18 protein-coding genes and 2 pseudogenes are annotated in these 24646 nt (G+C 69.0%); 7 read left to right on the top strand and 13 right to left on the bottom strand.

The window, feature by feature from the left end; all coding sequences use genetic code 11:
* The first annotated feature begins 243 nt into the window (after nt 1-243).
* From KY661_RS13460 to KY661_RS13450, 3 genes and pseudogenes are all read left to right on the top strand, one after another.
* Nucleotides 244-1878 carry a choice-of-anchor K domain-containing protein gene (locus tag KY661_RS13460; protein WP_225410578.1) on the top strand — a complete coding sequence of 545 codons (1635 nt, stop codon included), beginning with the start codon at nt 244-246 and terminating at the stop codon, nt 1876-1878.
* Nucleotides 1879-2101: 223 nt separating this feature from the next.
* Nucleotides 2102-2197: pseudogene (locus KY661_RS13455) on the top strand (IS3 family transposase); the annotation flags it as partial.
* A 161-nt stretch (nt 2198-2358) separates the two neighbouring features.
* Nucleotides 2359-2604: pseudogene (locus tag KY661_RS13450) on the top strand (transposase); the annotation flags it as partial.
* Nucleotides 2605-2925: 321 nt separating this feature from the next.
* Here the strand turns inward: KY661_RS13450 and KY661_RS13445 are convergent.
* Both KY661_RS13445 and KY661_RS37710 read right to left on the bottom strand, forming a co-directional pair.
* Nucleotides 2926-3684 carry a DUF5953 family protein gene (locus KY661_RS13445; RefSeq protein WP_225410577.1) on the bottom strand — a complete coding sequence of 253 codons (759 nt, stop codon included), beginning with the start codon at nt 3682-3684 and terminating at the stop codon, nt 2926-2928.
* On the bottom strand, nt 3681-4067 hold the full coding sequence (locus tag KY661_RS37710; RefSeq protein ID WP_398577183.1) for a DUF6310 domain-containing protein: 387 nt from the start codon (nt 4065-4067) through the stop codon (nt 3681-3683). Before KY661_RS37710 ends, KY661_RS13445 begins: the two co-directional genes overlap by 4 nt.
* 525 nt (nt 4068-4592) lie before the next feature.
* Between KY661_RS37710 and ileS the strand changes: the two genes are divergently transcribed.
* Complete coding sequence (gene ileS / locus KY661_RS13435) at nt 4593-8333, top strand: isoleucine--tRNA ligase (RefSeq protein WP_225410575.1); 3741 nt, start codon at nt 4593-4595, stop codon at nt 8331-8333.
* A 7-nt stretch (nt 8334-8340) separates the two neighbouring features.
* Here ileS and KY661_RS13430 read toward each other — a convergent pair whose 3' ends face one another.
* From KY661_RS13430 to KY661_RS13415, 4 genes are read right to left on the bottom strand one after another with little or no spacing between them, the layout of a single operon-like run.
* Entirely contained in the window at nt 8341-10251 is a 1911-nt protein-coding gene (locus KY661_RS13430; protein ID WP_225410574.1) for a WD40/YVTN/BNR-like repeat-containing protein, read from the bottom strand.
* On the bottom strand, nt 10248-11780 hold the full coding sequence (locus KY661_RS13425) for a caspase family protein (RefSeq protein ID WP_225410573.1): 1533 nt from the start codon (nt 11778-11780) through the stop codon (nt 10248-10250). The genes KY661_RS13430 and KY661_RS13425 overlap by 4 nt, the downstream gene beginning before the upstream one ends.
* Nucleotides 11777-12523, bottom strand: a complete 747-nt coding sequence (locus KY661_RS13420; protein ID WP_225410572.1) for a hypothetical protein — start codon at nt 12521-12523, stop codon at nt 11777-11779. Before KY661_RS13420 ends, KY661_RS13425 begins: the two co-directional genes overlap by 4 nt.
* A 17-nt stretch (nt 12524-12540) precedes the next feature.
* Complete coding sequence (locus tag KY661_RS13415) at nt 12541-13131, bottom strand: RNA polymerase sigma factor (RefSeq protein WP_225410571.1); 591 nt, start codon at nt 13129-13131, stop codon at nt 12541-12543.
* Between the two features lie 216 nt (nt 13132-13347).
* On the opposite strand from KY661_RS13415, the gene KY661_RS13410 reads away from it, so the two are divergent.
* Complete coding sequence (locus tag KY661_RS13410; RefSeq protein WP_225410570.1) at nt 13348-15078, top strand: CotH kinase family protein; 1731 nt, start codon at nt 13348-13350, stop codon at nt 15076-15078.
* Nucleotides 15079-15086: 8 nt separating this feature from the next.
* On the opposite strand, the gene ruvA is transcribed toward KY661_RS13410, so the two are convergent.
* The 4 genes from ruvA to KY661_RS13390 all read right to left on the bottom strand — a co-directional run bounded on the left by ruvA (nt 15087) and on the right by KY661_RS13390 (nt 18438).
* A complete protein-coding gene (ruvA, locus tag KY661_RS13405; protein WP_225410569.1) occupies nt 15087-15698 on the bottom strand; it encodes a Holliday junction branch migration protein RuvA in 612 nt (203 codons plus the stop codon).
* Nucleotides 15695-16267, bottom strand: a complete 573-nt coding sequence (gene ruvC, locus KY661_RS13400) for a crossover junction endodeoxyribonuclease RuvC (RefSeq protein ID WP_075007133.1) — start codon at nt 16265-16267, stop codon at nt 15695-15697. The genes ruvA and ruvC overlap by 4 nt, the downstream gene beginning before the upstream one ends.
* 83 nt (nt 16268-16350) lie before the next feature.
* Nucleotides 16351-17097 (bottom strand): YebC/PmpR family DNA-binding transcriptional regulator, encoded by a 747-nt coding sequence (locus tag KY661_RS13395; RefSeq protein WP_225410568.1) that lies wholly within the window; start codon nt 17095-17097, stop codon nt 16351-16353.
* A 75-nt stretch (nt 17098-17172) separates the two neighbouring features.
* A complete protein-coding gene (locus tag KY661_RS13390) occupies nt 17173-18438 on the bottom strand; it encodes a response regulator (protein WP_225410567.1) in 1266 nt (421 codons plus the stop codon).
* A gap of 161 nt (nt 18439-18599) precedes the next feature.
* Between KY661_RS13390 and KY661_RS13385 the strand changes: the two genes are divergently transcribed.
* Nucleotides 18600-19262 carry a hypothetical protein gene (locus tag KY661_RS13385; protein ID WP_225410566.1) on the top strand — a complete coding sequence of 221 codons (663 nt, stop codon included), beginning with the start codon at nt 18600-18602 and terminating at the stop codon, nt 19260-19262.
* A gap of 18 nt (nt 19263-19280) precedes the next feature.
* Here KY661_RS13385 and KY661_RS13380 read toward each other — a convergent pair whose 3' ends face one another.
* From KY661_RS13380 to KY661_RS13370, 3 genes are all read right to left on the bottom strand, one after another.
* Entirely contained in the window at nt 19281-19661 is a 381-nt protein-coding gene (locus KY661_RS13380) for a DUF4406 domain-containing protein (protein ID WP_225410565.1), read from the bottom strand.
* A 37-nt stretch (nt 19662-19698) separates the two neighbouring features.
* Complete coding sequence (locus tag KY661_RS13375) at nt 19699-21648, bottom strand: HEAT repeat domain-containing protein (protein WP_225410564.1); 1950 nt, start codon at nt 21646-21648, stop codon at nt 19699-19701.
* Between the two features lie 72 nt (nt 21649-21720).
* Entirely contained in the window at nt 21721-23016 is a 1296-nt protein-coding gene (locus KY661_RS13370; protein WP_225410563.1) for a hypothetical protein, read from the bottom strand.
* Between the two features lie 309 nt (nt 23017-23325).
* Here KY661_RS13370 and KY661_RS13365 point away from each other — a divergent pair, with 309 nt between their 5' ends.
* Complete coding sequence (locus KY661_RS13365) at nt 23326-24642, top strand: PQQ-dependent sugar dehydrogenase (RefSeq protein WP_225410562.1); 1317 nt, start codon at nt 23326-23328, stop codon at nt 24640-24642.
* Nucleotides 24643-24646: the final 4 nt, after the last annotated feature.

Raw genomic sequence — 24646 nt, 5'->3', positions numbered from 1 at the left:
CCATCCATGTGCGCTGCTATTGGCAGCCATGGCACCTTGGCCCCATATCACGCGCGGCGCCTTCGACCTTGCGCTAACATCGCCAGAGTCAGGCCGGGGTGGTGCCTGTCCTCCACCTGACAAGCTTATAGAACCCAGGTCAATGGTAGCCGCCAGTCGGACTTTCTCCCAATAGAAGGATCATGCCTCGGGCGATGCGGGCACGCTGCGCCTGTTCGTTCCCGAGGAGAAAGAGATCTGAAAATGACTACAGCAGTGACTTCGGGCATCTGGTCGGGCATCAACGCTTCTCCGCCGGGGCTCGCCGGGTTGAACAGTCAGCACGTCCGGTGGGGCGTGCCCGCTGGCGGCGCCGGGCAGAGCGGCTACATCTTCAAGGGCCGCACGGTCGAGGTGCCGCTCGACAGCACGACGTTCGTGCTCGGCACGTTCTCGCACCAGAACTTCCCGGTCTACGGCTATCAGCCCGCGCAGTTCGACGTCAGCCTGAGAGTCCACGTCACGTTCAGCGGGGGCGTGCTGGCGAGGGACTTCAGCTTCACCTTCCACCACAACGAGACGCCGAACGTCGGGCCAGCGCCCGAGGACCTGGTCGATCTGCCGACCTTGCGATCGCCGGAGACCATCGAGATCGACGGCGAGGAGTACGCGCTCGTCATCGAGGGCTTCATGCAGGGCGGCAAGCTGGTGACGAGGTTCATCAGCCCCGAGAACGGCTCCAACAGCGCCGATATCATTGCCAAGCTCGTGCAGATCGAGAAGCCGGTCCAGACCTACATGTTCAAGGTCCTCAACCCGGACGGGTCGGTGTTCGGTAGCGGGTGCTTCACCTACAAGGGCGAGGAGTACCCCGTCGACATCGCGCACGTCATCGGTGGGCTGGGGCGCGGGTCGAAGCTCACGGAGTTCTGGTATCACGACCCGCTGGTCGGTTCGCTCGGGCTGAGCGAGCTGCTTTCGCTGAACTTCCAGCGGGGGGCCGACGGTGAGCCGTCGCGCTTCGCCATCAATGGATTCAAGCTCCCCGGCGCGGCGAGCGGCATCACCGCGGGGATTGCCACGCGCGAGAAGCCGGGGCCGGTGACCACGCACCGCTCCGAGGACAAGGAGCATGGCCACGAGGGGCGCACGCTGGTCTTCCCCGGGATCTGCCGCCCGGGCCAGGTCCAGCAGCAGCCGGAGCCCGCGGTGCCCCTCGTCGACCTGGTCATCGTGATCGACTCGAGCACGTCGATGAAGCCCGACGCGACGAGCCTCAGCAACTCGGTCAGCTCGGCCATCGAGGCGGCGAAGTCGAAGTGCCCGTCGGATCTCAAGGTCAGCTACCTGGGGATCGAGGGGAAGTTCTCCGACTCGCTCTTCCGCACGACCATCCGCGAGCACCTCCATAAGCTCGGCGTCGCCGAGTCGGCGATGCGCGGGCGCAAGCGCGGCACGGTGACCTCTGGCGGCGCGCAGGAGGACGGCGGGCGCGCGATCGAGGACGTGGTGACGCACAACGACTGGCGCCCGAACGCCAAGCGCGCGCTCCTCTTGCTCGGCGACGAGGGGATGGAGGGCGGCGACAACGTCGACGCCGAGGATATCGCCGCCGCCAACAAGGCGATCGAGGTCGCCAAGGCCGGGAGCACGCGGGTGCACACCTACCTAGCCAAGAGCGGGGCGGACGAGAAGACGCGCAAGGCCAACCAAGCCGAGTTCGCGCGCGTGGCGGCCGAGACCGGCGGCAAGGCCTTCACGTACGAGGACACCCTGCGGGGCTTCCAGGAAATGCTCGAGGAGGTCATCTGTGCGAGCAAGCAGCCGGAGCAGCCGGTGGAGGACTGCAAGTGCTGCAAGGAGTGCATGGAGCGCAAGGTCGTCGCGGCGAAGCCGTGATCGGCTGCCGCGCCTTTCTCATGGCAAGGACGTCGGCCTCGATGCCCTGATGCACAAGCGGGGCGTCCCGGTCCCTGACGCCCCGGTGTAAAAGAAGAAGGCAAACCAGTTCGGGACTACCGGGTCCCCCACTACATCCGCACCGGGCTCCCTCCACCCTTCCAGTGAGGGGAGACCCGGAGTGCACTGAGCCTGCCCCAAGTTCAGTGGACAGACCCCGCTGGCGCTCTTCGAATACATTGAGGTCTTCTACAACCGGCAGAGGCGGCACTCGACGCGGGGCGATGTCAGCCCCATGTACTTTGAGCTTTCGGCCTGACCGCAGAAGTTGGCAGCATGGCCCTACTGTCCACGTAACTGGCTCTCCCGCAGTTTGTGTGGATCCTGGGCTCATGCGGACGGCCGCACGAGCGGGGTTCGCCCGATCACCACCGCTGAACCACATAAAGTGCGGGAGAGCCACGTAACTGGGGCAAGCCCAGGGGCCGAATGCCCAGGGACTTGAGCCTCAAGGACTGGATGGTACGTCGGCTGAGGACGAAGAAAGGCCGAGCGGTGTACGCACGCCGAAAGGCGGTGGCGGAGGCACCCTTTGGACAAATCAAGCAGGTGCGAGGCTTTCGGCAACTGCTGCTGCGAGGGCTGACGAAGGCCCGTGGGGAGTGGGCACTCATCTGCCTGACCCACAATCTGCTGAAGCTTTACCGAGCCACGGTCGCCGCATAGCGGCGGGCTCGCTTCCCGTGGAGGAATCAGGCGCCAAGCCGTCCGACGCCCCTGGCTCGTTAGCTCAACAGACTCCGAGCAAGGGGCGCCCGGAAGTGAGCCCCACAGGGTGCAGGCTGCATCTACGGCACACGATGACGGGCACCGTCATGTTGCGCGTATGTCGCAGGAGCGCGCGGAGCGGGAGGGAACAGGACGGGACGAGACGGGACGCGGCGGGATACCGACTCCTAAGCATTCCGGACGGTTGCGAGGTAAGGGCGCGATTCTGCTAGAGGTTTCGCACCGCCCGGCGTGGGTTCGATTCCCGCCGCCTCCCACTCAGCCCGGAGTTACGCGCCCGCCAATCTCCGGGAAGCGCTCATACGCACGCAAGAGCGCCGCAAGATGCGCGGGATTGTCGAGATCGAGCGGCGTATCTGTAAGCCGAACGATCCACCCGCCCCTCTCGGTGCGTCGCGCCAGCGAGAGCAAGTCCGCGTCACGCGAGGGATCCGGGAAGCCGATAGCCCGAGCGGCAGCATCGGACCAGTAGTTCAGCCACCCGAGGTAGTAGGGAATCTCTGGCGCGCGGATCTCCTTGAAGAGCTTCAGGGCAGGCAGCCCCCGGCGTGGGGACGGCGGCCCTTGCGGCGTGGGTGCTGTCTGATACGCGATGTCCACCTTAGCGGCGTACGGCGTTGCACACCCCCAGAACGCGCGTGCGCCTTCCGCCACGCCTTGCAGCACATCCGCCGCTGCTGCGATGCCGACCACATCCAGCGGCAGTTCTGCATGGACATCGAGCAACGGCTGGCCGCCCGGCGCTTGGAGTCCGGATGTCCGCAACCCATAAACCGTCACCGGGTAACTCTCGTCGCCGTTGCACAGCAGCGGGAAGTCCCCGCGCAAGGCCGCCTCAGCGAGCCACCGATCGCGTTGCGTCAACACGACGGGCCGCCCTGCCTTTGTCAGCTCCCATTCCAAGCGCACACCAGGGAACGCCCGTTCGATTCCGTGGACGACTGCGAGCGGGCGGCTGTCGTCACCCAGGAGCGCTGGCGCGTAGACGATGAGGACGAGGGAGTTTTGAGTGGTCATCGTTTGCATCCCGTGACGACGATATTGAGGGACTGATCCTCGACGAGCAGAGCGTCTTTGTGCGCTTGGGTGCTCACCCCGACGGCGAAGCCATATCCACATGCCGCCGCTATGTCCCGTTCTTCCCGCAGCAACGGCAGTTCCTCCTGGATCGTCATCCGCCGGATGAAGGCATTGTACGTGTCAAATCGATGGGTCTTGATCTCCCACAGCACGCGCACGCCGACTTGCAGCGCATCAAAGCGCTTGCCGCCAACGAGCACGTCCTTTCCGGGGTAGCGGTTCGGCGGAAACTTATCGGCGCACTGGTTATGAGGGGGATCTTCGCCCGCGTGCGGCACTGGGGTGGGCTCGCACTCTGGGCGGCGGCGCTCCGTCGTCACCGGGGCAGGCGGGCCCCTCCTGTTCGCTCCGGACTTCTCCGGTGTGGGGTTCGCCTCCGGTTCCTTCGAGGCGCGAGGAGCATCTCCGGCCCAAAGGCCCGGCTCCCGGGTGGGCGGCAACACGCGCTTGTGCGGGCTTCGCGGCAAGGACTGGGGGCGAACCTGCCCTGGCTGCCCGGGAGTGGGGAGGCCCGTACCGGGCACAGCGGGTGGGCGCACAGGCGCCCAAGCGTAGGTCTCAGGTGCCTCTTGAGAGGTGGCGCACCCAGCTACGACTACGGCAACGGCAACGGCAACGGCTTGGTGGAGTGCGCTGCAAGTTCGGAAGTTCATTCCACGTCCTTTCGGGGCACGGCGAACTGATCGCCGGGGCACACGCTACCGTCCGCCTCCCAGGGCCTTCTCGCCAGCCTCGGGAAACCGAGGAACTGAGGCTGCTCGCATCCCCCCGTAAGGTTGTCCCAGCCTGCCGCCCTGCACGAAAGGGCCCACACCGGCACGGCAGGTGGTATCACTGGCCCCGTCATGTCCCAGCCCCCTGCCCCGCTGTTCGCCACGGTCCCCAACGAGATCGACTTCCCCGCTGACGAGCGCCGCACCCTCGCCTTCTGGAAGGAGCGCCGCATTTTCGAGCAGACGCTCCAAGGCCGGGACCAGGCGCCCGCCTTCGTCTTCTACGAGGGCCCCCCGACCGCCAACGGCCTGCCCCACAACGGCCACGTCCTCACCCGCGTCATCAAGGACCTCTTCCCCCGCTACAAGACGATGCGCGGCTACCGCGTCCCCCGCAAGGCCGGGTGGGACACCCACGGTCTGCCCGTCGAAGTCGAGGTGGAGAAGGAGCTGCGCATCCACGGCAAGGCGGAGATCGAGCGCTACGGCGTCGAGCCCTTCACCCAGCGCTGCATCGAGTCCGTCTTCCGCTACACCAACGAGTGGGAGCGCCTCACCGAGCGCATCGGCTTCTGGGTGGACCTGCCCGAGGCCTACGTCACCTACCACCGCAGCTACGTGGAGAGCGTCTGGTGGGCGCTCGCCGAGCTGTACCGCAAGGGCCTGCTCTACCAGGGCCACAAGGTCGTCTGGTGGTGGCCCCAGGGTGGCACCGCGCTCAGCTCCGGCGAGGTGGGCATGGGCTACCGCACCGTGGACGACCCCAGCGCCTATGTCGCCTTCCCGCTGAGGGACGCGCCCGACACCGCGCTCCTCATCTGGACCACCACGCCCTGGACGCTCCCGTCCAACATGTTCGCCGCGGTCAACCCCACCGTGGACTACGTCACCGTGGACGCGGGCGACCGCAAGCTCATCGTCGCCGCCGCCCTGCGCGAGGAGCTGGCCAAGAAGCTCAAGAAGGACCTGCCCGTCCTGGCCACCCAGAAGGGCAGCGAGCTCGTGGGCCAGCGCTACACCCCGCCCTATGACGTCTACGCCCAGCGCGTGGGCGATAAGGAACTGCCGCTCAAGGACGGCGGCACCGCCGCGCCCGCATGGCGCGTCATCGCCGCGGACTTCGTCACCCTCTCCAGCGGTACCGGCATCGTCCACACCGCCCCGGCCTTTGGCGAGGACGACTACAACGCCTTCCGCCAGGAGCGCACCCGCTTCGCCCAGCCCGATGCGCTGGAGATGTTCTGCGCCATCCGCCCGGATGGCACCTTCTCCGAGGACTTCCCCTCGCTCACCGGCCGCTTCGTGAAGGACGCGGACAAGGACATCCAGCGCGAGCTCAAGGAGCGCGGCCGGCTCGTCCTCATCGAGCAGTACCGCCACGAGTACCCGTTCTGCTGGCGCGCGGATGACGACCCGCTCATCCAGTTCGCCCGCCCCGCCTGGTACATCCGCACCACGTCCGTCAAGGACCAGGCCATCGCCAACAACCGCCAGGTCAACTGGGTCCCCGAGCACATCAAGGAAGGCCGCTTCGGCGACTTCCTCGCCAACAACGTGGACTGGGCCCTGTCCCGCGAGCGCTACTGGGGCACCCCGCTGCCCCTGTGGATCCACTCGGAGACGGGCGAGGTGGAGGTCATCGCCTCGCTCCAGGACTTGCGCCAGAAGCCCGGCAACAACCTGGCCGCCATCGAGGCCGAGCTGAAGGAGTTCCTCACCCAGAAGCCCGGCGCCACCAGCAGCGAGCACCTCATCGTCCACAAGCCGTGGATCGACAAGGTCACCTTCGAGAAGCCCGGCACCCCGGGCCGCTTCGTCCGCGTGCCCGAGGTGGTGGACGTGTGGTTCGACTCAGGGTGCATGCCGTTTGCCCAGTGGGGCTACCCCCACGCGGCGGGCTCCCACGAGAAGTTCGCCCAGGCCTTCCCCGCGGACTTCATCTCCGAGGCCATCGACCAGACGCGCGGCTGGTTCTACTCCCTGCTGATGGTCAGCACGCTCGTCTTCGACGAGGAGACCCAGCGCCGCCAGGGGCTCACCCCCGTGCAGGGCTTCCCGCTGCCGTACCGGAGCTGCATCGTCCTCGGCCACGTCTCCGACAAGGAGGGCAAGAAGGAGTCCAAGTCCAAGGGCAACTACACCCCGCCGGAGATCATCCTCGACGAGGTCCGCATGGACTTCGCCGTGCTGGATGACAAGGCGGCGGGCGTCCCTGGCGTGGCCGGGGAGGCGCTCATCGCCCGCGAGGACCTGGAGGGCCTGGACATCCAGGAGGGCGCCAAGGTGCAGCTCTTCCGCCCGGATGCCCCCGGCGCCGCCGTCACCGTCACCGTGAAGGTCCACAAGAAGCTCAAGCGGCGCGTGGTGCTGCTCGCCAAGAAGGAGCTGGAGGCCCTGGGCGTGGCACCCTCCGCTCGCGGCGTGGACGTCATGCCGGTGGAGGTGCCCCGGCTCGCCCCCACCGAGCGCGTGGTGCTCAAGGACCCGGCCAGCCGGGCCCCCGGCGCGGACGCGTTCCGGTGGTTCTTCTTCGCCGCCAGCCCCACCTGGTCCAACACCCGCCACTCGCTGAGCAACGTGCGGCTGCTGCAGAAGGACTTCCAGGTCAAGCTGCGCAACGTCTACTCGTTCTTCACCATCTACGCGAACATCGACGGCTTCTCGCCCGCCACGGGCAACGCGGGCGCCACCGAGGCCCCGTGGCTCGCCGTCCGCCAGAGCACCGGCTGGCGTGAGCCCTCGCAGCGCACGGTGCTCGACCGGTGGATCCTCTCCGAGGTGCAGCTCGCCCTGCGCGACACCACCCGCTCGCTGGACACCTACCAGGTGTACGAGGCCGCCCAGCGGCTGGTGGCGCTCGTAGATGGCCTCTCCAACTGGTACCTGCGCCGCAGCCGCGAGCGCTTCTGGGGCCCCGGCCTGGAGCAGGACAAGCTCGATGCCTACTTCACCCTGTACGAGGCGCTGACCACCCTCACCGCGCTCTCCGCCCCCTTCATCCCCTTCTTCGCCGAGGAGATGTGGGGCAATCTCGTGCGCCGTCCCTGGCCCACCTCGCAGCCCGAGAGCGTGCACCTGGGCCGCTTCCCGGACGTGGAGGCGCGCCTCATCGACGAGGGGCTCTCCGCGGAGATGGGCGCGGTGCGCGAGCTCGTCTCCCTGGGCCTCAAGGTCCGCACGGACAACCGCCTCAAGGTGCGCCAGCCGCTGGCCCGCGCGGACGTCGTCCTCTCGCGCCGGGAGCTTCAAGAGCGCGTGGCCGTCTACCGCGACCTCATCTCCGACGAGCTGAACGTGCACGAGGTGCGCTTCCTGGAGTCCGGCCAGGAGACGGACGTGGTGCGCTACAAGGTCCGCCCCAACCTGCGCGCCATGGGCAGCCGCCTGGGCCCCAAGCTGGCCCCGGTGCGCAAGGCGTTCGACGCGGCCGACAGCCGGAGCCTCCAGCGCGAGCTGGCGCTCCAGGGCAAGGTGGTGCTGGCCGTGGACGGCGAGCAGATGACCTTCCCCGCCGAGGAGCTGGAGGTGCTCGTGGAGGCCAACCCCGGCTACGCCGCCGCGGGCGCGGGCGTGGGCGTGGTGGTGCTCCACACCGAGCTGACCGAGGCGCTGGTGGACGAGGGGCTCGTGCGCGAGCTGCTCGCCCGGGTGCAGGCGGCGCGCAAGGACATGGCGCTCGGCTACACGGACCGCATCCGCCTGTGGGTGGACGGCGATGCCCGGGTGCGCAAGGTCGCCGAGGAGGGCCGGGAGCTCATCTCCCGCGAGACGCTCACCTCGGAGCTGAAGGTGGGCCCCGAGGGCTTCACCGGCCAGGAGGAGGAGTTCAACCTCAATGGCCTGCCGGCGCGCCTGCGGGTGGAGCGCGCCTGAGCCGGCCTCACGGCTGGTAGTGGAGGATGGAGCCGCCCGCGCCGCCGATGCGCGGCTCCTTCCCCGCGCCCCACAGGGCGTTGAAGCGCCCGCCGTAGGGCACGGCGGCGCCCTTCCAGGTCTTCCCGTCGTAGTGGTGCAGGTTGGTGAAGGCCTTGGGGATGCCCTGCACGAGCTCCTCCCCTGCCTCGAGCACGTAGATGTCCGAGGGCCCCGTGCCCCAGATGCCCACGAGCTCGCCCTTGGCGAAGGGCACCCAGGTCTCCCAGCGCTTGCCATCGAAGTGCCGGATGCTGCCCTGGGCGCCCACCACCCAGACATCGTCCGGCCCCGTGCCCCACACGTCCCGGAAGGCCTGCCGGGTGGGCTTCTCCAGGGAGACCACCTTCCAGGTGGTCCCATCGTGGTGCAGCAGGGTGCCCAGCTCGCCCACGGCCCACACGTTCCGGGCGTCCGTTCCCCAGACCTGGGTCAGCGTCACCGAGGTGGGGCTCTCGCGGACGCTCCAGTCCTGGCCGTCATAATGAAGGATGCGCCCCTGCGCCCCCACGGCCCAGATGTCCGTGGGGCCGGAGCCCCAGATGCCCCGGAGCGCCGCCCCGCCGGGAACGTGCCGACGGAGGGCCGCCGCCGTGCCATCGGAGCGGACAATCGTTTCCTCCGCACCCACGGCCCAGACCTCTTCCGGGCTCGCGCCCCAGACGTCATGCAGGGCCGCCCCCGTGCCGCTGGCCAGGGTGCTCCACGCCCCCTCGCGCCAGCGCAGCAGCATGCCCTGCTCGCCGCAGGACCAGGCCTCCGCCGCGTTCAGCTCCCAGCCGCCCAGGACCGTCTTGCTGGCCCCCTCGCGCATCGACACCCAGCCGGTGTCCGTCTTGTGCATCACCTGGCCCGAGTCGCCCACCATCCAGAGCCCCGCCTCACGCGAGGCCCACACGTGGGCGAGGTTCTCCGGCACGTCCAGGAAGTTCAGGGCAATGCCCTCGGGCCCAATGTGGAGGGCAGCCCCTTCCGGTCCGGCCACCCAAGCCTCGTCCGCGCTCAGCGCGGCGATGCTGGTGAACCTCCGGCGCTCCTCGTGAACCACCTGCCATTCGCCCTTCTCGAAGCGGAGCACGCGCCAGACGCCCTCATCGACCTTCTCGTCCAGGGCCCACAGCACGCCCTCGGCGCCGCTCAGGCTCCAGACGCGATCGCTCGCGAAGCCCGGCTCGGGCACCCAGGCCTGGCCGTTCCAGCGCCATACATTGCCCTCCGCGCTGATGACCCGGACATCGTCCGGTGCGAAGCCCCAGATGCCCGTGTAGTAGTGCGGCAGCGTATCCGGAGGCCGCGACCAGTCGGTGCCATTCCAGTGCAGCAGCGCCCCGCCGGAGCCCACCACCCAGATGTCCTCGGGGCTGCTGCCCCAGACGGCCAGCAGCAGCTGCGTGAGCCCCGTGCCCACCGCCTGCCAGGCCTTGCCGTTCCAGCGCACCACGGCGCCCTCGCGGCCCACCGCCCAGACGTCCTCCGGCCCCGTGCCGAACAGGGCCAGCAGCGACTGGTCCGTGGCGGAGCGGTGAATCTTCCAGTTCTGGCCGTCCCAGTGGGTCGCCATGCCCGGCGCCCCCACGGCCCAGACGTCGTTTGGAGCGGAGGCCCAGACGGCCCGGTAGTAGTGCGCGTGCGGGGTCGGGTTCTCCCAGCACCAGTTCTCGTCCAAGCAGAGCGTGGGCGCCACGGCCGGCGGCTGCTGGGACTGCTGGCAGGTGGCCCCGGGCTGGACGCACATCTGCGTCGCCTCGCAGCACGTCCACCCGTCCCCACAGGGACAGGAGCGGTCGTCCAGGGACAGGGGGGCCACGCACGCGCCCAGGATCAACCCGAGCAGCGCGGCCAGGGAGACTGCGACACGAGGGGTCCACGCGGGGTTCAAAACCGTCCTCCCAGCTGCACCCCGGCCAGGTCTGGCCCGGCCACGGGGAGCGCCTCGGCCGGGGCCCCCGGCCACAAGAGCATTCCCAGCCCCGCCCCCGCCGCGAGGGCACCCGCCACGTACAGGGTGGTGGAGCGGTGGTTGAGGGTGCGAATCCGCTGGTTCTGGCCCATGGCCTCGGCATGGGGCAGCGTGGCCCTGTTGCCGGAGCGGGCCTCCCGCGCGGACAGCGTCGTCCAGAGCCCTCCGCCCAGGCTCGCCCCCGCCAGCCCCAGCGCGCTCCAGCCCGCCACCCGGCGCCAGGTGGGCCTGCGCCGGGAGGGCTCGGCCTCCAGGAGCACCGGCGCCTGAAAGTCGTACGCGTCCACCACCTGCCGGTCATACGGCAGCGAGAAGATGAGGCTGAACGCCTCGTGCTCCGCGCCGCGGTCCGCCGTCCGGGCCTGCTGCGGCGTGAGCGCGGCGAGCTGCACCACCTCCGGCATCGAGTCGATGCGGTACTCCCGGCCGTCCCCCATGCGCCGCAGGTAGAGCGGGCCGGTGCCGATGGGCCGCGCCAGCCACGTCCGCTGGCCGGAGGCATTGTGGAAGTCGGCCAGGCGCACCCCCCGGCTGTCCTCCAGCCGCAGGTGCTGGGCCTCCTGCCCATCCACCTCGATGCGGTGCTCCATCGCCTTGCCCAGCACCACCAGCCACGTCCCGTCCTTCGGCGGCCGGGCGTGGACCTGGGGGCGGAAGCGCTCGTTGGGAATGGCCGCGTTCGCGCGCTCCACGAAGGCGGCGATCTCCCGGTAGCTCACCCGCCCATCGCCATCCACGTCCGCCGCGCCGTAGAGCCCCGAGCGGACCTCGTGGCTGAAGACGCCCGACTGGAAGGCCTCCCACTCGTGGCTGGCCCGTGCGCTGGAGGTCGACAGCAACAGCCCCACGCGCCCGTCCTCCGAGAGCTGCGCCACCTCGCTGAACCCCTTCAGGGGCCGGCGCTGGCCGCCCGGGCCTCGCCCGTAGGCCAGGAAGTAGGAGGAGCACGCGTCCACGATGAGGTGGACCTGGTCCGCCTCCACCCGCTGGATGAGGCCCTTGGCCAGGTCCTCTCCCGTGAGCCGCCGGTCCTCCAGCGTCACGTAGCCCTGACCGTTGTGCACGCTGCCGTGGCCCGCATAGATGAAGTAGACGACGGTGCCCAGGTTGCGCGCGCGCGCCTGGGCCACATCGCGCGTGAGCTGCTCCACCAGCCGCTGCCACTCGCCCCAGTTCGGCACGCTGGTTTCCGCCGCCGCCTGAGGGTGCAGCCGCTCCGTGTTCTGGTCCATCCGGGCCAGCAGATACGTGCGCGCTCCGAGCAGCCGGAACAGGTCCTGGTAGCGCGCGGCATCGTCGTCCGCGTAGCGCAGGGGAAGCTCGTCCGCGTCCACGCTCCGGTTCACCCCGACGATGAAGGCGAAGGTGGCCTGCGGGCGCTCCTCCGCCCCCACCACCCCCGCCACCAGCAGCACGGCAAGGCCCAGGGCCTCGCGCGCGAACCTCACGGTTCCACCCGCATGGGGAAGGAGGTGTTCTCCGCGCCCGGCAGGGGCAGCGGATCCGAGGGGGCGCGGCCCTGCATCAAGGCCTCGGCCTGCTTCACCGAGAGCCGCTCGTCGGACAGCACGCCGTGGAGCACCAGCCGCTTTCCATCGAAGGTGTGCGAGATGGCCTCGGGCAGCTCATGCAGGGCCATCCCCTCGAAGGCCTGCACCGCCAGCGGGTTCGTGTCCGGGTCGGACCAGCTCGGGTGGAACCAGTACACGTGGTTGTGCTCGTCCACGCCATAGATGAGGAGCCACTTCCGGGCGCGCGGGTTCTGATAGGCGAAGGCCAGCTCGTCTCCCGGGCGAATCGCCTCACCCACCGCTTCGGCGGCCAGGCCCGGCCGGACGCGGTAAACGCGCAGGGCCTCGGACGAGGCCGTGGCGGCGCCTCCCCGCGCGGTGAACCCCTCCGTGTTGGCGAAGGGGTCCGGCCGCGTCGCCATGACGCCCAGGACGAGCACGGCCAGCACGCTGAGCGCCGCGGCCGCGGGGGCCACCGGCAGGGGCGGCCGGACCAGCCCCAGGCCCTGCCCCAGGCGGTCCTGGTCTCCCCGGCTGGATTTCGGGTCCAGGCGCCGCAGCAGCAGGTGGCGCTCGTAGATGGACTTGCACGCGCCGCAGCCCGGCAGGTGCTCGCGCAGCGAGTGCTCTTCCCGAGGCTTCAGGCGGCGGGCAAAGTGGTTGTCAACGTGCCCGCGCATGGGGCAGATCCCGGTATTCATGGTGTGTCCCCTTCGCGCAGGAGGAAACGCTTGAGCAGCGCGCGAATGCGCATCTCTTGGTAAGCCAGCGTGGTCCGGTGGATGCCCAGCTCCCGGGCCGCGTCTCTTTGAGGAAGTTGCCGCAGGAAGCGGACCTCGAAAACCCCGTGCCACTTGGCCGGCAGGCACTCGCGCTGGAAGCGTTCGATGAGCAGCCGCGCGTCGCTCTCCTCGGAGAACTCCCGCGTCCCGGTGTCCTCCTCCATGCCGAGCCCTCCGGCCTGCTCCAGCGCGCCTTGCTCCCGCTGCTGGCGCCGCACGTAGTCGAGCGCGAGGTGGTAGGCCACCGTGGCCATCCAGGCCTTGAGGGAGCCGCCCCGGAAGCTGCGGCGCAGCTCCTCGCGGGAGATCAACCGGTAGAAGACCTCATGAATGACGGTCTCCTGGTCTGCCCCCGACAACACCCGTCCCACGGCGCGCTGCACGGTGGGGTAGAGCTCCCGGTAACACCGCTCCAGCACGGGGCGGTTGCCGGCGTGGAACCCTGTCAGCCAGAGTTCCTCGCGTTCCGCGCCCAGACCGGAATAGAGCGCATTCTCGGTTTCCACCCGCACGCCCACGCCTCCCCATGTTGCTTGCAAGGTGGGATTTAGGGACAGCCCTCCGCGAGGCAACCCCACCCCTGCCCTCTCCCGGGAAAACGGTGTTCAGCGCCGGACGCGAAGCGGTTGGCACGAAAAAGAAAAAAAAGATTCGTCCAGGTTTCCCTACCCGGGCGCTTCACCCCTGAAAGCCAAGCAAGGCAACCACAGCGGGGGACTTCGGTGAGAACGGCGGCGGTGAGCGGGGTGGGGACGGGGCGGGACGGGCGGGGCCAGGAGCGCATGGTCTTCTGGATCGCGGTGGTGGGGACGGTGCTGCTGGGAGCCCTCGGTACCGGGTGTGGACAGGAGGAGGCCGGGGCGACTCTGGAGCCGGGGCCGAAGGAAGGGCAGTTCGCGTTCCCGGCGCTGCAGACGGAGGTTCCACTCTACGAGCTGACCATCCCCGCGGAGACGATGGCGAAGTTCGAGGCCAACCCCTACGAGGACGAGCACCCGGCCACCTTCGTCTTCGAGGGAAAGAGCTACACGGTAGGGGTACGGCTGCGCGGCTCCAGCTCCCGCTTCTTTCCGAAGAAGAGCTGGCGCATCGAGTTCCCCAAGGGCGTGGAGTTCGACGGGCGGCGCAAACACAACCTGGTCGCGGAGTTCCAGGACCGGACGATGATGGCGGAGAAGCTCGCCTATGACTTGATGCTCGCCATGGGGCTGCCCGCGCCCGTCACGAAATACGTGCGGCTGTCCATCAACGGCCAGTACCAGGGCGTCTACCTGGACATCGAGCGCGTGGACAACAGCTTCGCCAAGGCCCATGGCTTCGTGGATCCGGACCCCACCATCTACCGGTGCGGCGCCAAGGACTGCGAGATGAAGCTGTGGCGCACCGATTACCAGCAGGACTGGCAGAAGGAGACAAATGAGGAGAAGGAGCCGGGCAAGGACGACATCCGCACGCTGATGACCGTCATCAACCGCGCGCCCGAGCCGGACTTCGCGCAGATGCTGGGCGAGAACTTCGAGGTGGAGCGCTACCTGCGCACCCTGGCCGCCGAGGTGCTCATCTCCAACAACATCACGGAGGACTCGCAGAGCTACCTCATCCACGACCGGGTGACGTACAAGTGGACCTACGTGGCGTGGGACCTGAACAACGCCGATTCGCGCTGGTGGCCCACGTATGGCCTGGGCATGAAGCCGGTGGCGGACCACCCGCTGTTCCCCTTCAGCCTCGCGGACGCCTGGGTGGAGAAGATGTACCTCAAGCGCAACACGCGGCCGGACTTCCTGCCCACCTTCTCCAACCTCACCACGCGCATTCTCTACAACCCCGAGCTCCGGGAGCAGCTGTTCGCGGTGGTGGAGAAGAGCCTCGACGAGCTGTTCGCTCCCGCCGTCATCGAGCCCCGGCTGGACGCCATGCACCAGCTCATCGCCCCGTACATGGACGCCGACCCGTACCTGCTGCTCAATGACGTGGGCCATCCGGACCCGGACGGGCTGGCGAAGTTCCGCGAGGGGCTGCCCTTCCTCAAGGCCTACGCGAAGCAGCGGACGGACTTCGTGCGCCGCGAGCTGGAGCGCCTCCGCGCCCCGCCCTCCACCCTGCGCCTCCAGGCCGTGAGCCCCAGCGAGGGCTGGGTGGAGCTGCACAACCCCACCGGCCAGGCGCTCTCCACGGCGGGGCTGGTGCTGACCACGGACCTGCGGCGCACGATTCCCACGCTGCGCCATCCCTGGAGCAGCACCGTGCTGCCCGAGCGCCGGGTCCCCCCGAATGGCACGGTGCGCTTCACCCGCCAGGAGCTGGGCTTCACCCTGCCGCCCGAGGGCGAGCTGGGCCTCTTCGATGGCGTCTCCGTGGTGGGCGTGAAGGACGTCTTCTTCTACGCGGCCCTCCCCTCCGGCGGCACCTACGTCCGCGGGAGTGACGGCTCCCACTGGGAAGCCCGCTAAGGGGAGGCTCAGCCCCCTGAGCGCAGGGCCTTGAGGGCCTCGCGGAACAGGGCCTGGAAGGCGGCCTCGGGGCCGAGCCGCTCACCGGCCAGCTCCGCGGCCTTCTCCGCCTGCGGGGCCTTGTAGCCCAGGTTGAGCAGCGCCGAGACGAGGTCCGCCTTCGGGCCCGCCGGCACACTGGCCGAGGTGGCGCTCCGCGCCACCGTCTCCAGGTGAAGCTCCTTCACCTTCTCCCGGAGCTCCAGCACCAGCCGCTCGGCGGTCTTCTTCCCCACCCCGTGAATCTTGGTGAGCCGGGTCACCTCGCCCTTGTTGAGCGCCACCGCCAGCTCCCCCACCTCCATGCCCGACAGCACGGTCAGCGCCAGGCGGGGGCCCACGTGGGACACGGAGGTGAGCAGGAGGAACATCTCCTCCTCCGCCCGCGAGAGGAAGCCGAACAGCTCGAAGGCATCCTCGCGCACCACCGTGCGGACCCGCACGTGCACGGGCTGTCCCTCGGCGGGCAGCTTTCCCAGCGTCAGCGTGGAGAAGGCGACGCGGTAGCCCACGCCCCCCACGTCGATGATGGCCTCCTCCAGGTCCTTCTCCGCGACGGTTCCGCGCAGGGCCGCGATCATCGTGCCTCCGGGCGCCGGTAGGACGGGCGGAGCCGGTCCGCGAGCAGCGCGGACGCGCCCTTCCGGGGCTTGGAACGGGAAACCGCCGGGGACAGCCCCGGCACGCGTCCCTGGTTCAAGTGGCAGAGCGCCACCGCGAGCGCGTCGCTCGCGTCCGCCCTCTCAATGACGTCGATCTTCAGCAGGGTGCAGACCATGCGCGCGATGGCATCCTTGGCGCTGGCGCCGCTGGCCCCCACGGAGCGCTTCACCCGGGCCGGGGCATACTCGTGCACGGGCAGCCCCGCCTGGGCCGCCGCCAGCAGGGCCACACCCCGGGCATGGCCCAGCACCAGGGCGCTGCGCGCGTTGCGGAAGGTGAAGACGCCCTCCACCGCCACCGACTCGGGCCGGTACTTCCGCAGCACGGCCGACAGCTCCACGTGCAGCACCATCAGGCGCTGGTGAAGCGGCGCGTCGGGATCGACCTTGATGACGCCATGCCCCAGGTGCACGAGCTGGCCCCGCCGCTCCTCCACGACGCCATAGCCCATGAACCGGCTGCCAGGATCGACCCCCAGGACACGCAAGTGGCTCTCCCTCAGGACAACGAAACGGGTGTTCAGCCCTTGTAACGCGTGGGCGGGGCCGCTGTCGATTCCCCTCCCAGCGGCTACTGCAGCGACTCCATCAGCGCCTCGTCGATCTCGAAGTTCGCGTGGACGTTCTGCACGTCGTCGTTGTCCTCCAGCGTGTCCATCAGCTTGAGCATCTTCCGGGCGTTGTCCCCGTCGAGCCTGACGGTGGTCTGCGGGAAGAAACTCCACTTCTGCTCGCCCAGCGGCAGCCCTGCGGCCTCCAGGGTGGTGGCCACCGTGTGCAGGTCCGCTGGGGCGGTGCGCACCTCGAAGCCATCGGCGCCCTGGGGGACCATGTCCTCCGCGCCCGCCTCGATGGCCTTCTCCATCACCTGGTCCTCGGTCGGCCCGGGCTTCACGGTGATGACGCCCTTCTTGTGGAACATCCAGCCCACCGCGCCCTCGGTGCCCAGGTTCCCGCCCCCCTTGTTGAAGAGGATCCGGACGTCACTGGCGGTGCGGTTGCGGTTGTCCGTGAGGCACTCGACCATGACGGCGACACCGCCCGGCCCATAGCCCTCGTACGTCACCTCCTCGTAGCTCTCGCCTTCCAGCTCGCCGGTGCCCTTCTTGACGGCGCGGGCGACGGTGTCGCTGGGCATGTTCGCCTCGCGGGCCGCGGCGATGGCGGCGCGCAGGCGGGCGTTGCCATCCGGATTGCCACCGCCCAGGCGCGCCGCGACGGTGATTTCCTTGATGACCTTCGTGTACAGCTTGCCCTTGCTCGCGCCCATGGCTGCCTTCTGGCGCTTGATTTTCGACCACCGATTATGACCGGACATGGGAGTGTCGCCCCTCGGGCAACTTCTCCCTTAACCCCACCCGCCGAGTCAAACTTTGCCGGACACGCGCAGGGCCTAGGCCGCCGGGATCCGGGGCCGCTTGGGGAAGCTCAGGATGATGGGCGCACTCTGTGGCGCAGCCGCCTCCTCGGCCTCCTCGTCCAGCGGCTCGCCGTCGATGGCCTCCTCCGCCTCTTCGCCGGTGGCCGCCGCGGCTTCCTCGTCCACGAAGATCGGCAGCTCGTCCCCGCCGTCATCGCCCGAGAGCATCATGTCCAGGGCATCCGCCGCCGTCAGGAAGAGGCTCGGGGCGGCTGGAGGGCGCTCGCGCTCCTCCACGTGGCTGGCGGGCATGAGCACCCCCAGCGAGAACAGCTGGGTGATGGCCTCGTACGCGATGACCTCCGCGAAGCGGCTCTCCAGCAGCACCGCGCGCACCACGCGCCGGCCGTCGAAGAGGCGCACCAGGGCGATGATGTCGTCCGGCAGCGTGGCGAGGTGCTCGGACAGGCGCGCGAAGTCCACCGTCAGCCGCGCGGCCAGCGGCACGCCCACCTCGCGCAGCTTCTCGAACCGCTCCAGCGCGGGCAGCACCTGCTCGCTCAGGAAGGGCAGGTCCATCAGCAGCGAGCCCCGGTGCAGCTCGGGCCCGAAGGAGACCGCGTACACCCCGCTGCCAAAGCCCAGCAGGCGCCGGAACGCCGTCACCCCGCGCTCGCCCTGAAAGGCCGCATCCACCACATAGCCGCCACGGAACGCGAAGAAGCCCTCGTTGTCCTTGAGCACCACCCGGCCCGAGCGCGCCCCGGTGAGCAGCGCGCGCGCAATGTGCGTCAGCGGCAGCCGGGCCGCGTGGGCCTCATAGGCCATCTCCGAGGCGCGGCGGCCGGCCTTCAGCCGCGCCAGGGCCACCACGTCCTGCACCCGCACGGGCTTGGGCAGGTAGTCGTCCGCGCCCACCGTGCTCGCGAGCTCCGGGTGGAACGGCTCGCGCTTGGAGGAGAGCAGCAGCACCGGCACCCGCGCCGTGCGCACCTCGGCGCGCAGCTTCTCGCAGAACAGAAAGCCGTCGAGCCCCTCCAGCTGGGCCTCGGCCACGACGAGGTGCGGGGGCACCGGGAGGGCCGCCAGTTCCTCCAGGGCCGCCTCGGCCGTGGAGACCACCGTCACCTCGAAGCCCGCCTCGGCCAGGGCCGTTCCCAGCTGGGACTGGTACTGAGCGTCTGGCTCCACCAGCATCACCCGTGGAGACTTGCCCCGGCGGGTACGGGGACTCAGCCCTGCGGCGCCTGGGCTGGAAGCAGGCTCGATAATGGCCGCGCGAGAGGAACGAGCGCCCATGGGGTTTCCCTCGGAAAAGTCTGTCCCCATTGTCCACGGAACTGTGCTTTCGAGGAAGCTCCCGAGACACTTTTTTAACGTGAAGTTCCCGTGTGTCCGGAATCAGGCGAGTCCTGAGGGAAAGGTCGACGCGAGCGATGTGCGGCGTATGGTGGGGCCGTATGACGCACCCCGCCTTCCGGTTTCTGCTCCTCCTGGTCCTGTCGACTCCCGCCCTCGCGCAGGAACGGTCGTCCCCCCGTTCCGAGCGGTGGTCCTTCGGTGCCGTGGTGGCCCCCGTGACGATGCCCGAGGGGATGACCTCACTGTATGGGTATGTAGGCGTCCCCGAAATGGGGGCGGGCTTCCGCCAGGGGCTGGAGGGGCTGGAGCTGGAGGCGAAGGCGAAGCTGGACTACTTCCGGCTGGCCGGCATCTTCGAGGTGGGCGCGCGCCGGCAGGTGCTGGCCTCGGAGACGGCGGCCCTGGCCCCCACGCTGAGCCTGGGGCTGGTGCTCAACTCGGGCACCGACTACCTGGACGAGGAGAACTTCGGCGGGGTGTTGCTGCGGCTGTCTCCGGGCCTGGTGTCGGGTTGGCGCGCCGGGGAGACGGTGGTCCTGATGGGGCTGGTGGACGTGCCCATCGACATCGGCCTGAGCCCCACGGGGGCCTGGCGCATTCAAACGCTGGTGGGCGGGGGACCGGAAATCTACCTCGGCCAGGGCGTGACGCTGCTGCTCTCCGGGCAGATCGGCCTGGAGCACTTCCGGGAAGACCGCCACGACTGGAACACGCGCCTGGCCTACCAGATCCGGCTGGGCATCGGCTCGCGCATGTTCTGAGCGCTGCCCTCGGGCCGCTCAACCACAGCCCGGCACGTCCTCCAGCCGGGAGAAGACCTGCTTGCCCAGGGCCCGCGCGGTCCGCACCATGTCGTCCGCGCCCTGCGAGGGTCCGCCAATGCGCAGGCACGCATCACACTTGGGCAGGAGCCGGTGCGCGATGGGGTGGAAGATCTCGTTGAAGATCTCATCTCCCATCCGCTGAGAGCCCGCCGCTTCCACCAGCGGCAGCGCGAACCACTCGCCCAGCACCGGCAGGTGGCCCGCCCGGTAGAGCTTCAGGGCCACCTCCGTCATCGCCTGGACGTTGGCGTGAATCTTCGCGGGCTCATCGTTCGTTCCGGACCGGTAGGGGCCAGCAACGAGGATCATCAAGGGCTGTACGGAACGCGTTTCCATGAGCGTGAACCTATCTCCACCAGCGCCTTGACGTCCGCTAAGGACGCGGCGGGGGCGGCGTCTGGCGCGCGAGGAAGGCCAGCGCCGTATGGCGGACATCTCCGTTGGGATCATTCTGGCCCGCCCAGGACAGCAAGGGCCCGGCGCTGGGCAGATTCAGGAGGTTCGAGCCCAGCAAGCGCACCACCTCGATGCGCACCGCGCCCACGGTGTCGGTGCGCAGGGTGCGCTCCAGGGCGGGCATCAGGGGCGGTAGGGGCCGGAAGCTGCTGGCGAAGATGGCCGCGCGGCGCACCTCGGGAACGGGATCCTCCAGCATGCTCGCGGCCAGCATCTGATCGGCGGCGGGGCCCGGGATGAGGCGCAGCGCCTCCACGGCGGCCTCGCGCACCACGGCGGAGGCATCTCTCAGCGCCTCCTGGATGGTGGGCAGCGCGAGCGGGTGCGCGCTGTTGGCCAGGGCCCGGAGCTGGAGGGCCCGCGCCTCGGGGGTGGGCGCGGTGGCCACCGCGTCCTTCAGCTCGCGCAGCAGCGTGTCCGCCGAGGGATCCTTCTGCGTCTCCAGGTTCCGTGCGGCGTTGCCCAACGCGAGCGTGGCCGTGCTCCGCAAGTCCTCTTCACCGCTCTGGGCGAGCTGGCGCAGCGCCGTGAGCCCCTCCTGCGTGGGCTTCTCCACCACGCCCAGCCCCGCCGCGGCATCCACCCGGACCGCGGTGGGCAGCTGCTCATCCAGCACCACCTGCCCCAGGGCCTGCACGGCCTCCGGCGTGCTGGCCGCGGAGAGCGAGCCGATGAGGCTGCTGTACGTGTTGCGCTCCTTCTCGCCCCGCAGGAGCGCGGGCACCTGGGCGGCCGCCCCGGGCTCCAGCGTGAAGAGGGCGCGCATCCGGTTCATGAGCTGAGAGGTCGCCTGCCCCCGCTCGTTCTCGCCCGGGGGCAGCTTGCGCAGGTCCCCGACGAGATCCGCCAGCTGCGCGCCGCCCACGAGGCGCCGCAGCTCCGCCTGGGGGTCCTCGGGCGCAAACACCTGGGTGGCCAGCGAGGCGGTGGCCAGTTGCTGCCGCCGCGCCTCCAGCGAGCCAATGAGCAACGGCACACTGCGCACCGCCGTCCGGGTGAGCTGCACCTGCCCCTCGCCCCGCACCGTGGGCAGCCCCTCACCGGAGCTGACCGACACCTGCTCCCGGCTCGAGACCGACTCGGGCCAGCCCTCCTCGCCCAGGAGGAACGAGGCCGAGGCATCCACGGTGATGCGCACACTGGCGTCCAGGTTCTGCAGCCCGCTGGGCGAAGCCATCCGGAGGTAGCGCTCCTTGGTCTTCTCGTACTTCCGCGCGCCCGGCACCTGCCGGTACTGGGCGGCGTACAGCCCGGTGACATCCAGCTCCTGCGCCGGCCACGCCTCCTTGGGCACGTTGGGCGTGACGAACTGGGTGGAGGCCACCAGCGTGCGCAGGAAGTTCTGCGTCACCGGATCCAGGTTCCGCTCGAAGTGCCCCAGCAGCGCCGCGCCCTGACGGTTGAACGTCACGTAGAAAGGCGCCTGCAGGTGGGCCAGCATCAGCGGGCGTGACTTCGCATCGAGCGCGTCCTGGCCTTCCGCCTCGAAGGTGAGCCGGTTCGAGCGGAGCTGGAACTGCGCCTCCAGACGGTCCCCCTGGCCGCCCACCACCGCCATGGACAGCTCTCCGTCCAGCGTCAGGTGCAACGAGGGCGAGGTGCTCGCGCCTTGCTGGCCGAAGGTGACCTTCTGCTCGGCGGAGAGGGTGTAGACGAACTGGGTGCCCGCGGACCAGGTCCGGACACGCCCCTCGCTGGAAACGGCCCCTGCCTCCTGCTGCGCCGGAGCGGCCAGAGGCGCCGTCACCGCGGCCGGAGCGGCCGGAGGCTCCGCGGGGGCGGACTCCTTCGCCAGGGTCCAATAGACACCGGAGCCCAGGAGCAGGACCGCGGAGAGGGAGGGCACGAGCCAACGGCGGTCGAACACGAAAGAACCTCGGAACTCCGAAAGGAAAACCACGGTGGCGGAAGCTCTCCGCCACCGTGAAGGGCCTACCGCCTACTCCATCTGGCAAGGCATATCGGGCAGATAGTAGAGGCTGTCCACGCTCTGGTCCGTGGGGGCCCGCAGGCAGCTTCCTCCGCCGCCACCCCAGCCGCCGCCACCACCACCGCCGCCACCGCCCGTGTCTCCCCCACCGCCCGTGCCATCCAGCGAGCCCGTGCCACCCACCGGAGCCCCGTACGAGCAGGTGAAGTTGAGCGGCACCGAGCTGGTGGCGTTGTAGAGCGTCCAGCTCTTCGTCACGCCGCTCCACTTGGCGATGGTGAGCGAGAACTTCTTCTTGATGAAGAAGAGCTTGATCTTGATGAACGCCTTCAACTTGCCGGACAGGGTGTTGACGGTGAAGTCCGACTTGAGGTTCCAGTCCATGGAGCTGCAGCCGGTGGACACCAGCTGCGCGGTGACCGGCAGGCTCGCGCCGATGAGCGTCAGGCTGCCCTCCACGCCCAGGCTCGCCACGGAGATGCCCACCGCCGCGCTCGCGGCCACGTAGACGTTGCCCTTGGGCGTGGCGATGAGCTTCGCCACGGTGGGGGCCATGGAGCCGGTGACCTTGATGCCCGCGTTGCCGTTGAGCGACGCCGTCACCGTCACCGGGACGAACATGATGGGGAAGCTCTTGCTCGCCGACTTGAACGTGCGGTTGAAGAGCTGGTCCTCGTACAACGTGCCCGAGAGCAGATCCTTCGAGTAGATCTGCGAGCCCATCACGTACACTTTGACATTGGCGCCCACGAAGGCGTTCTGCTGGGCGGTGCCCGAGGCCCGGGCGCGCAGCAGCTCCGTCTGCGCGGAGCCGAACACCTTGCCCCAGACCTTGCCCTCGGCCACCGCGTCGAGCTTCGCGCCCGCGCTGGCCGTGGCCGGCAGGCCGTTGAGGGACGCGTCGATGACGTAGCCCGCGCCGAACGTGCTGTTGCCGAAGCCGTCGTCCTTGTGGAACGCCTTGCTGAACGGCTGGTTGCCGGGGCTGGTCGCGTTGGGGTCCACCTGGACGCCCGGAGGCTCCGTGGCGAGGTCCGCATCCGGCGTCTGGCCCTCGTCGTTGAAGACGTGCAGATCCGGATCTCCGGACTCCATGCCCGTGGTGCAGACGCCGATGCAGTCCTGATACAGCGCCTGGTTCATCTCGTTGTTGATCTGCACCACTGTGTACGGATCCCCGTACACCGTGGAGCCGTCATCCATGACGATTTCTCGCTCATAGGCGATGCGCGCCTGCGCCGGGCCGGACAGGCCCAGCGACGCCATCGTTCCGATCAATGCAACCTTGGGGGATAGACGAGACATGAGGTGGGGGACCCCTCTTTGGGTGGTTTCCTGGGATGGCAGGTGGGTGTGGATAGGCCCTGACTGCGGGCCCTCTGGCGCCGCCCCGGAAGCGTATGAAACCCCATAATTACAAAAATAAGCAACATTTCTATTATCCCTGCTATCCCTTGCCCCCTTATGCGCCGATAGACGCACGTAGGCGCACATCTCTCGGATGATGGAAGGACCGGGGGTTCTTGCCCGGAACTGGACACCCCCTCACCCGCGCCTCGGGGCGCCAGGAGGCCCTGGGCCATGCTCCCGCGCCAAAGGAGAGCCCTGGTGCCCATGGTTCAGAAAGCCCTGTTCGTTGTTCCGGCAGCCCTCTGTCTGGCGGCGTGTGCCCACGCGCCCGCGCCATCCCCTGCGCCTCCCACCGAGCCCCCGGCGGCCGGCGCGCCCTCGCTCCCGGCGCCCGACCCCAGCCATGACGTGAAGCGATACAGCAAGGTCATCGGCTGGGCGGAAGGACAGACGCCCGTGGCGCCCGACGGCTTCCAGGTGAGCCGGTTCGCGGACGGCCTGCGCAACCCGCGTTGGATCTACGTCCTACCCAACCAAGACATCCTGGTCGCGGAGGCCAGCTCTGAATACAAGGACGACGAGGACAAGAAAGAGGCGGAGGCGTCCGGAAAAGCCCAATCCCAGAACCTGGGCAACAGCGCGAATCAAATCACGCTGCTCCGGGACGCGAACGGCGACGGGAAGCCCGAGGTGCGGGAGGTGTTTCTCTCCGGGCTGCGCCAGCCGCTGGGCATGTTGCTCTTGAATGGGCAGTTCTATGTCGCCAACACGGATGGCGTCTGGCGATACCCTTACAAGACAGGGGAGACCACCCTGCGGGTCCGGGGCGAGAAGATCCTCAGCCTGCCCGCGGGTGGCTATAACAACCACTGGACGCGCAACCTGCTGGCAAACACAGACGGCTCGCGAATCTATGTCTCGGTGGGCTCGGCCAGCAACATTGGCGAGCACGGCATGGACGAGGAGAAGCGCCGCGCGAACATCCTGGAGATTCACCCCGACGGCAGCCAGGAGCGCATCTTCGCCAGCGGCCTGCGCAACCCCGTGGGCATGGGCTGGGCGCCTGGCACGCAAACCCTGTGGACCGTGGTCAACGAGCGGGACAACCTCGGCGACGACCTCGTTCCGGACTACCTGACCCGCGTTCAGGACGGCGGCTTCTACGGCTGGCCCTATGCCTACTTCGGCGCCAACGAGGATCCCCGGCATGCGGGGGAGCAGCCCGCGTTGGTGAACAAGACGCGGGTTCCGGAGGTGCCGCTGGGCTCGCACACCGCGTCGCTCGGCCTGGCCTTCTATGACCAGAAGGCCTTCCCGGCGAAGTACCAGGGCGGGGCCTTCATCGGCCAGCACGGCTCCTGGAACCGCTCGGAGCTCTCCGGCTACAAGGTCGTCTTCGTTCCCTTCCAGAATGGCAAGCCCAGCGGCGAGCCCGAGGACTTCCTGACGGGCTTCATCGCCAACCGCGAGAAGGCGGAGGTGCATGGCCGGCCCGTGGGCATCGCCGTCCTGCCCGATGGGGCCCTGCTGGTGGCGGACGACTCGAGCAACACGCTCTGGCGCGTGGCGCCCCGGAAGTAAGCAC

This window comes from Allostigmatella hybrida, from assembly GCF_020103775.1.
Taxonomy (GTDB): domain Bacteria; phylum Myxococcota; class Myxococcia; order Myxococcales; family Myxococcaceae; genus Hyalangium; species Hyalangium aurantiaca.
The sequence above is the reverse complement of the archived record's forward strand: the minus strand, read 5'-3'. Positions and strand labels throughout refer to the sequence as shown.

Coding starts and splice junctions, on each gene's coding strand:
- KY661_RS13445 (WP_225410577.1), bottom strand. CDS start 3,684: ATGACCACTCAAAACTCCCTCGTCCTCATCGTCTACGCGCCAGCGCTC.
- KY661_RS13380 (WP_225410565.1), bottom strand. CDS start 19,661: ATGGAAACGCGTTCCGTACAGCCCTTGATGATCCTCGTTGCTGGCCCC.
- KY661_RS13460 (WP_225410578.1), top strand. CDS start 244: ATGACTACAGCAGTGACTTCGGGCATCTGGTCGGGCATCAACGCTTCT.
- KY661_RS13365 (WP_225410562.1), top strand. CDS start 23,326: ATGGTTCAGAAAGCCCTGTTCGTTGTTCCGGCAGCCCTCTGTCTGGCG.
- KY661_RS13390 (WP_225410567.1), bottom strand. CDS start 18,438: ATGGGCGCTCGTTCCTCTCGCGCGGCCATTATCGAGCCTGCTTCCAGC.
- KY661_RS13385 (WP_225410566.1), top strand. CDS start 18,600: ATGACGCACCCCGCCTTCCGGTTTCTGCTCCTCCTGGTCCTGTCGACT.
- ileS (WP_225410575.1), top strand. CDS start 4,593: ATGTCCCAGCCCCCTGCCCCGCTGTTCGCCACGGTCCCCAACGAGATC.
- ruvA (WP_225410569.1), bottom strand. CDS start 15,698: ATGATCGCGGCCCTGCGCGGAACCGTCGCGGAGAAGGACCTGGAGGAG.
- KY661_RS13395 (WP_225410568.1), bottom strand. CDS start 17,097: ATGTCCGGTCATAATCGGTGGTCGAAAATCAAGCGCCAGAAGGCAGCC.
- KY661_RS13420 (WP_225410572.1), bottom strand. CDS start 12,523: ATGCGCGGGCACGTTGACAACCACTTTGCCCGCCGCCTGAAGCCTCGG.
- KY661_RS13370 (WP_225410563.1), bottom strand. CDS start 23,016: ATGTCTCGTCTATCCCCCAAGGTTGCATTGATCGGAACGATGGCGTCG.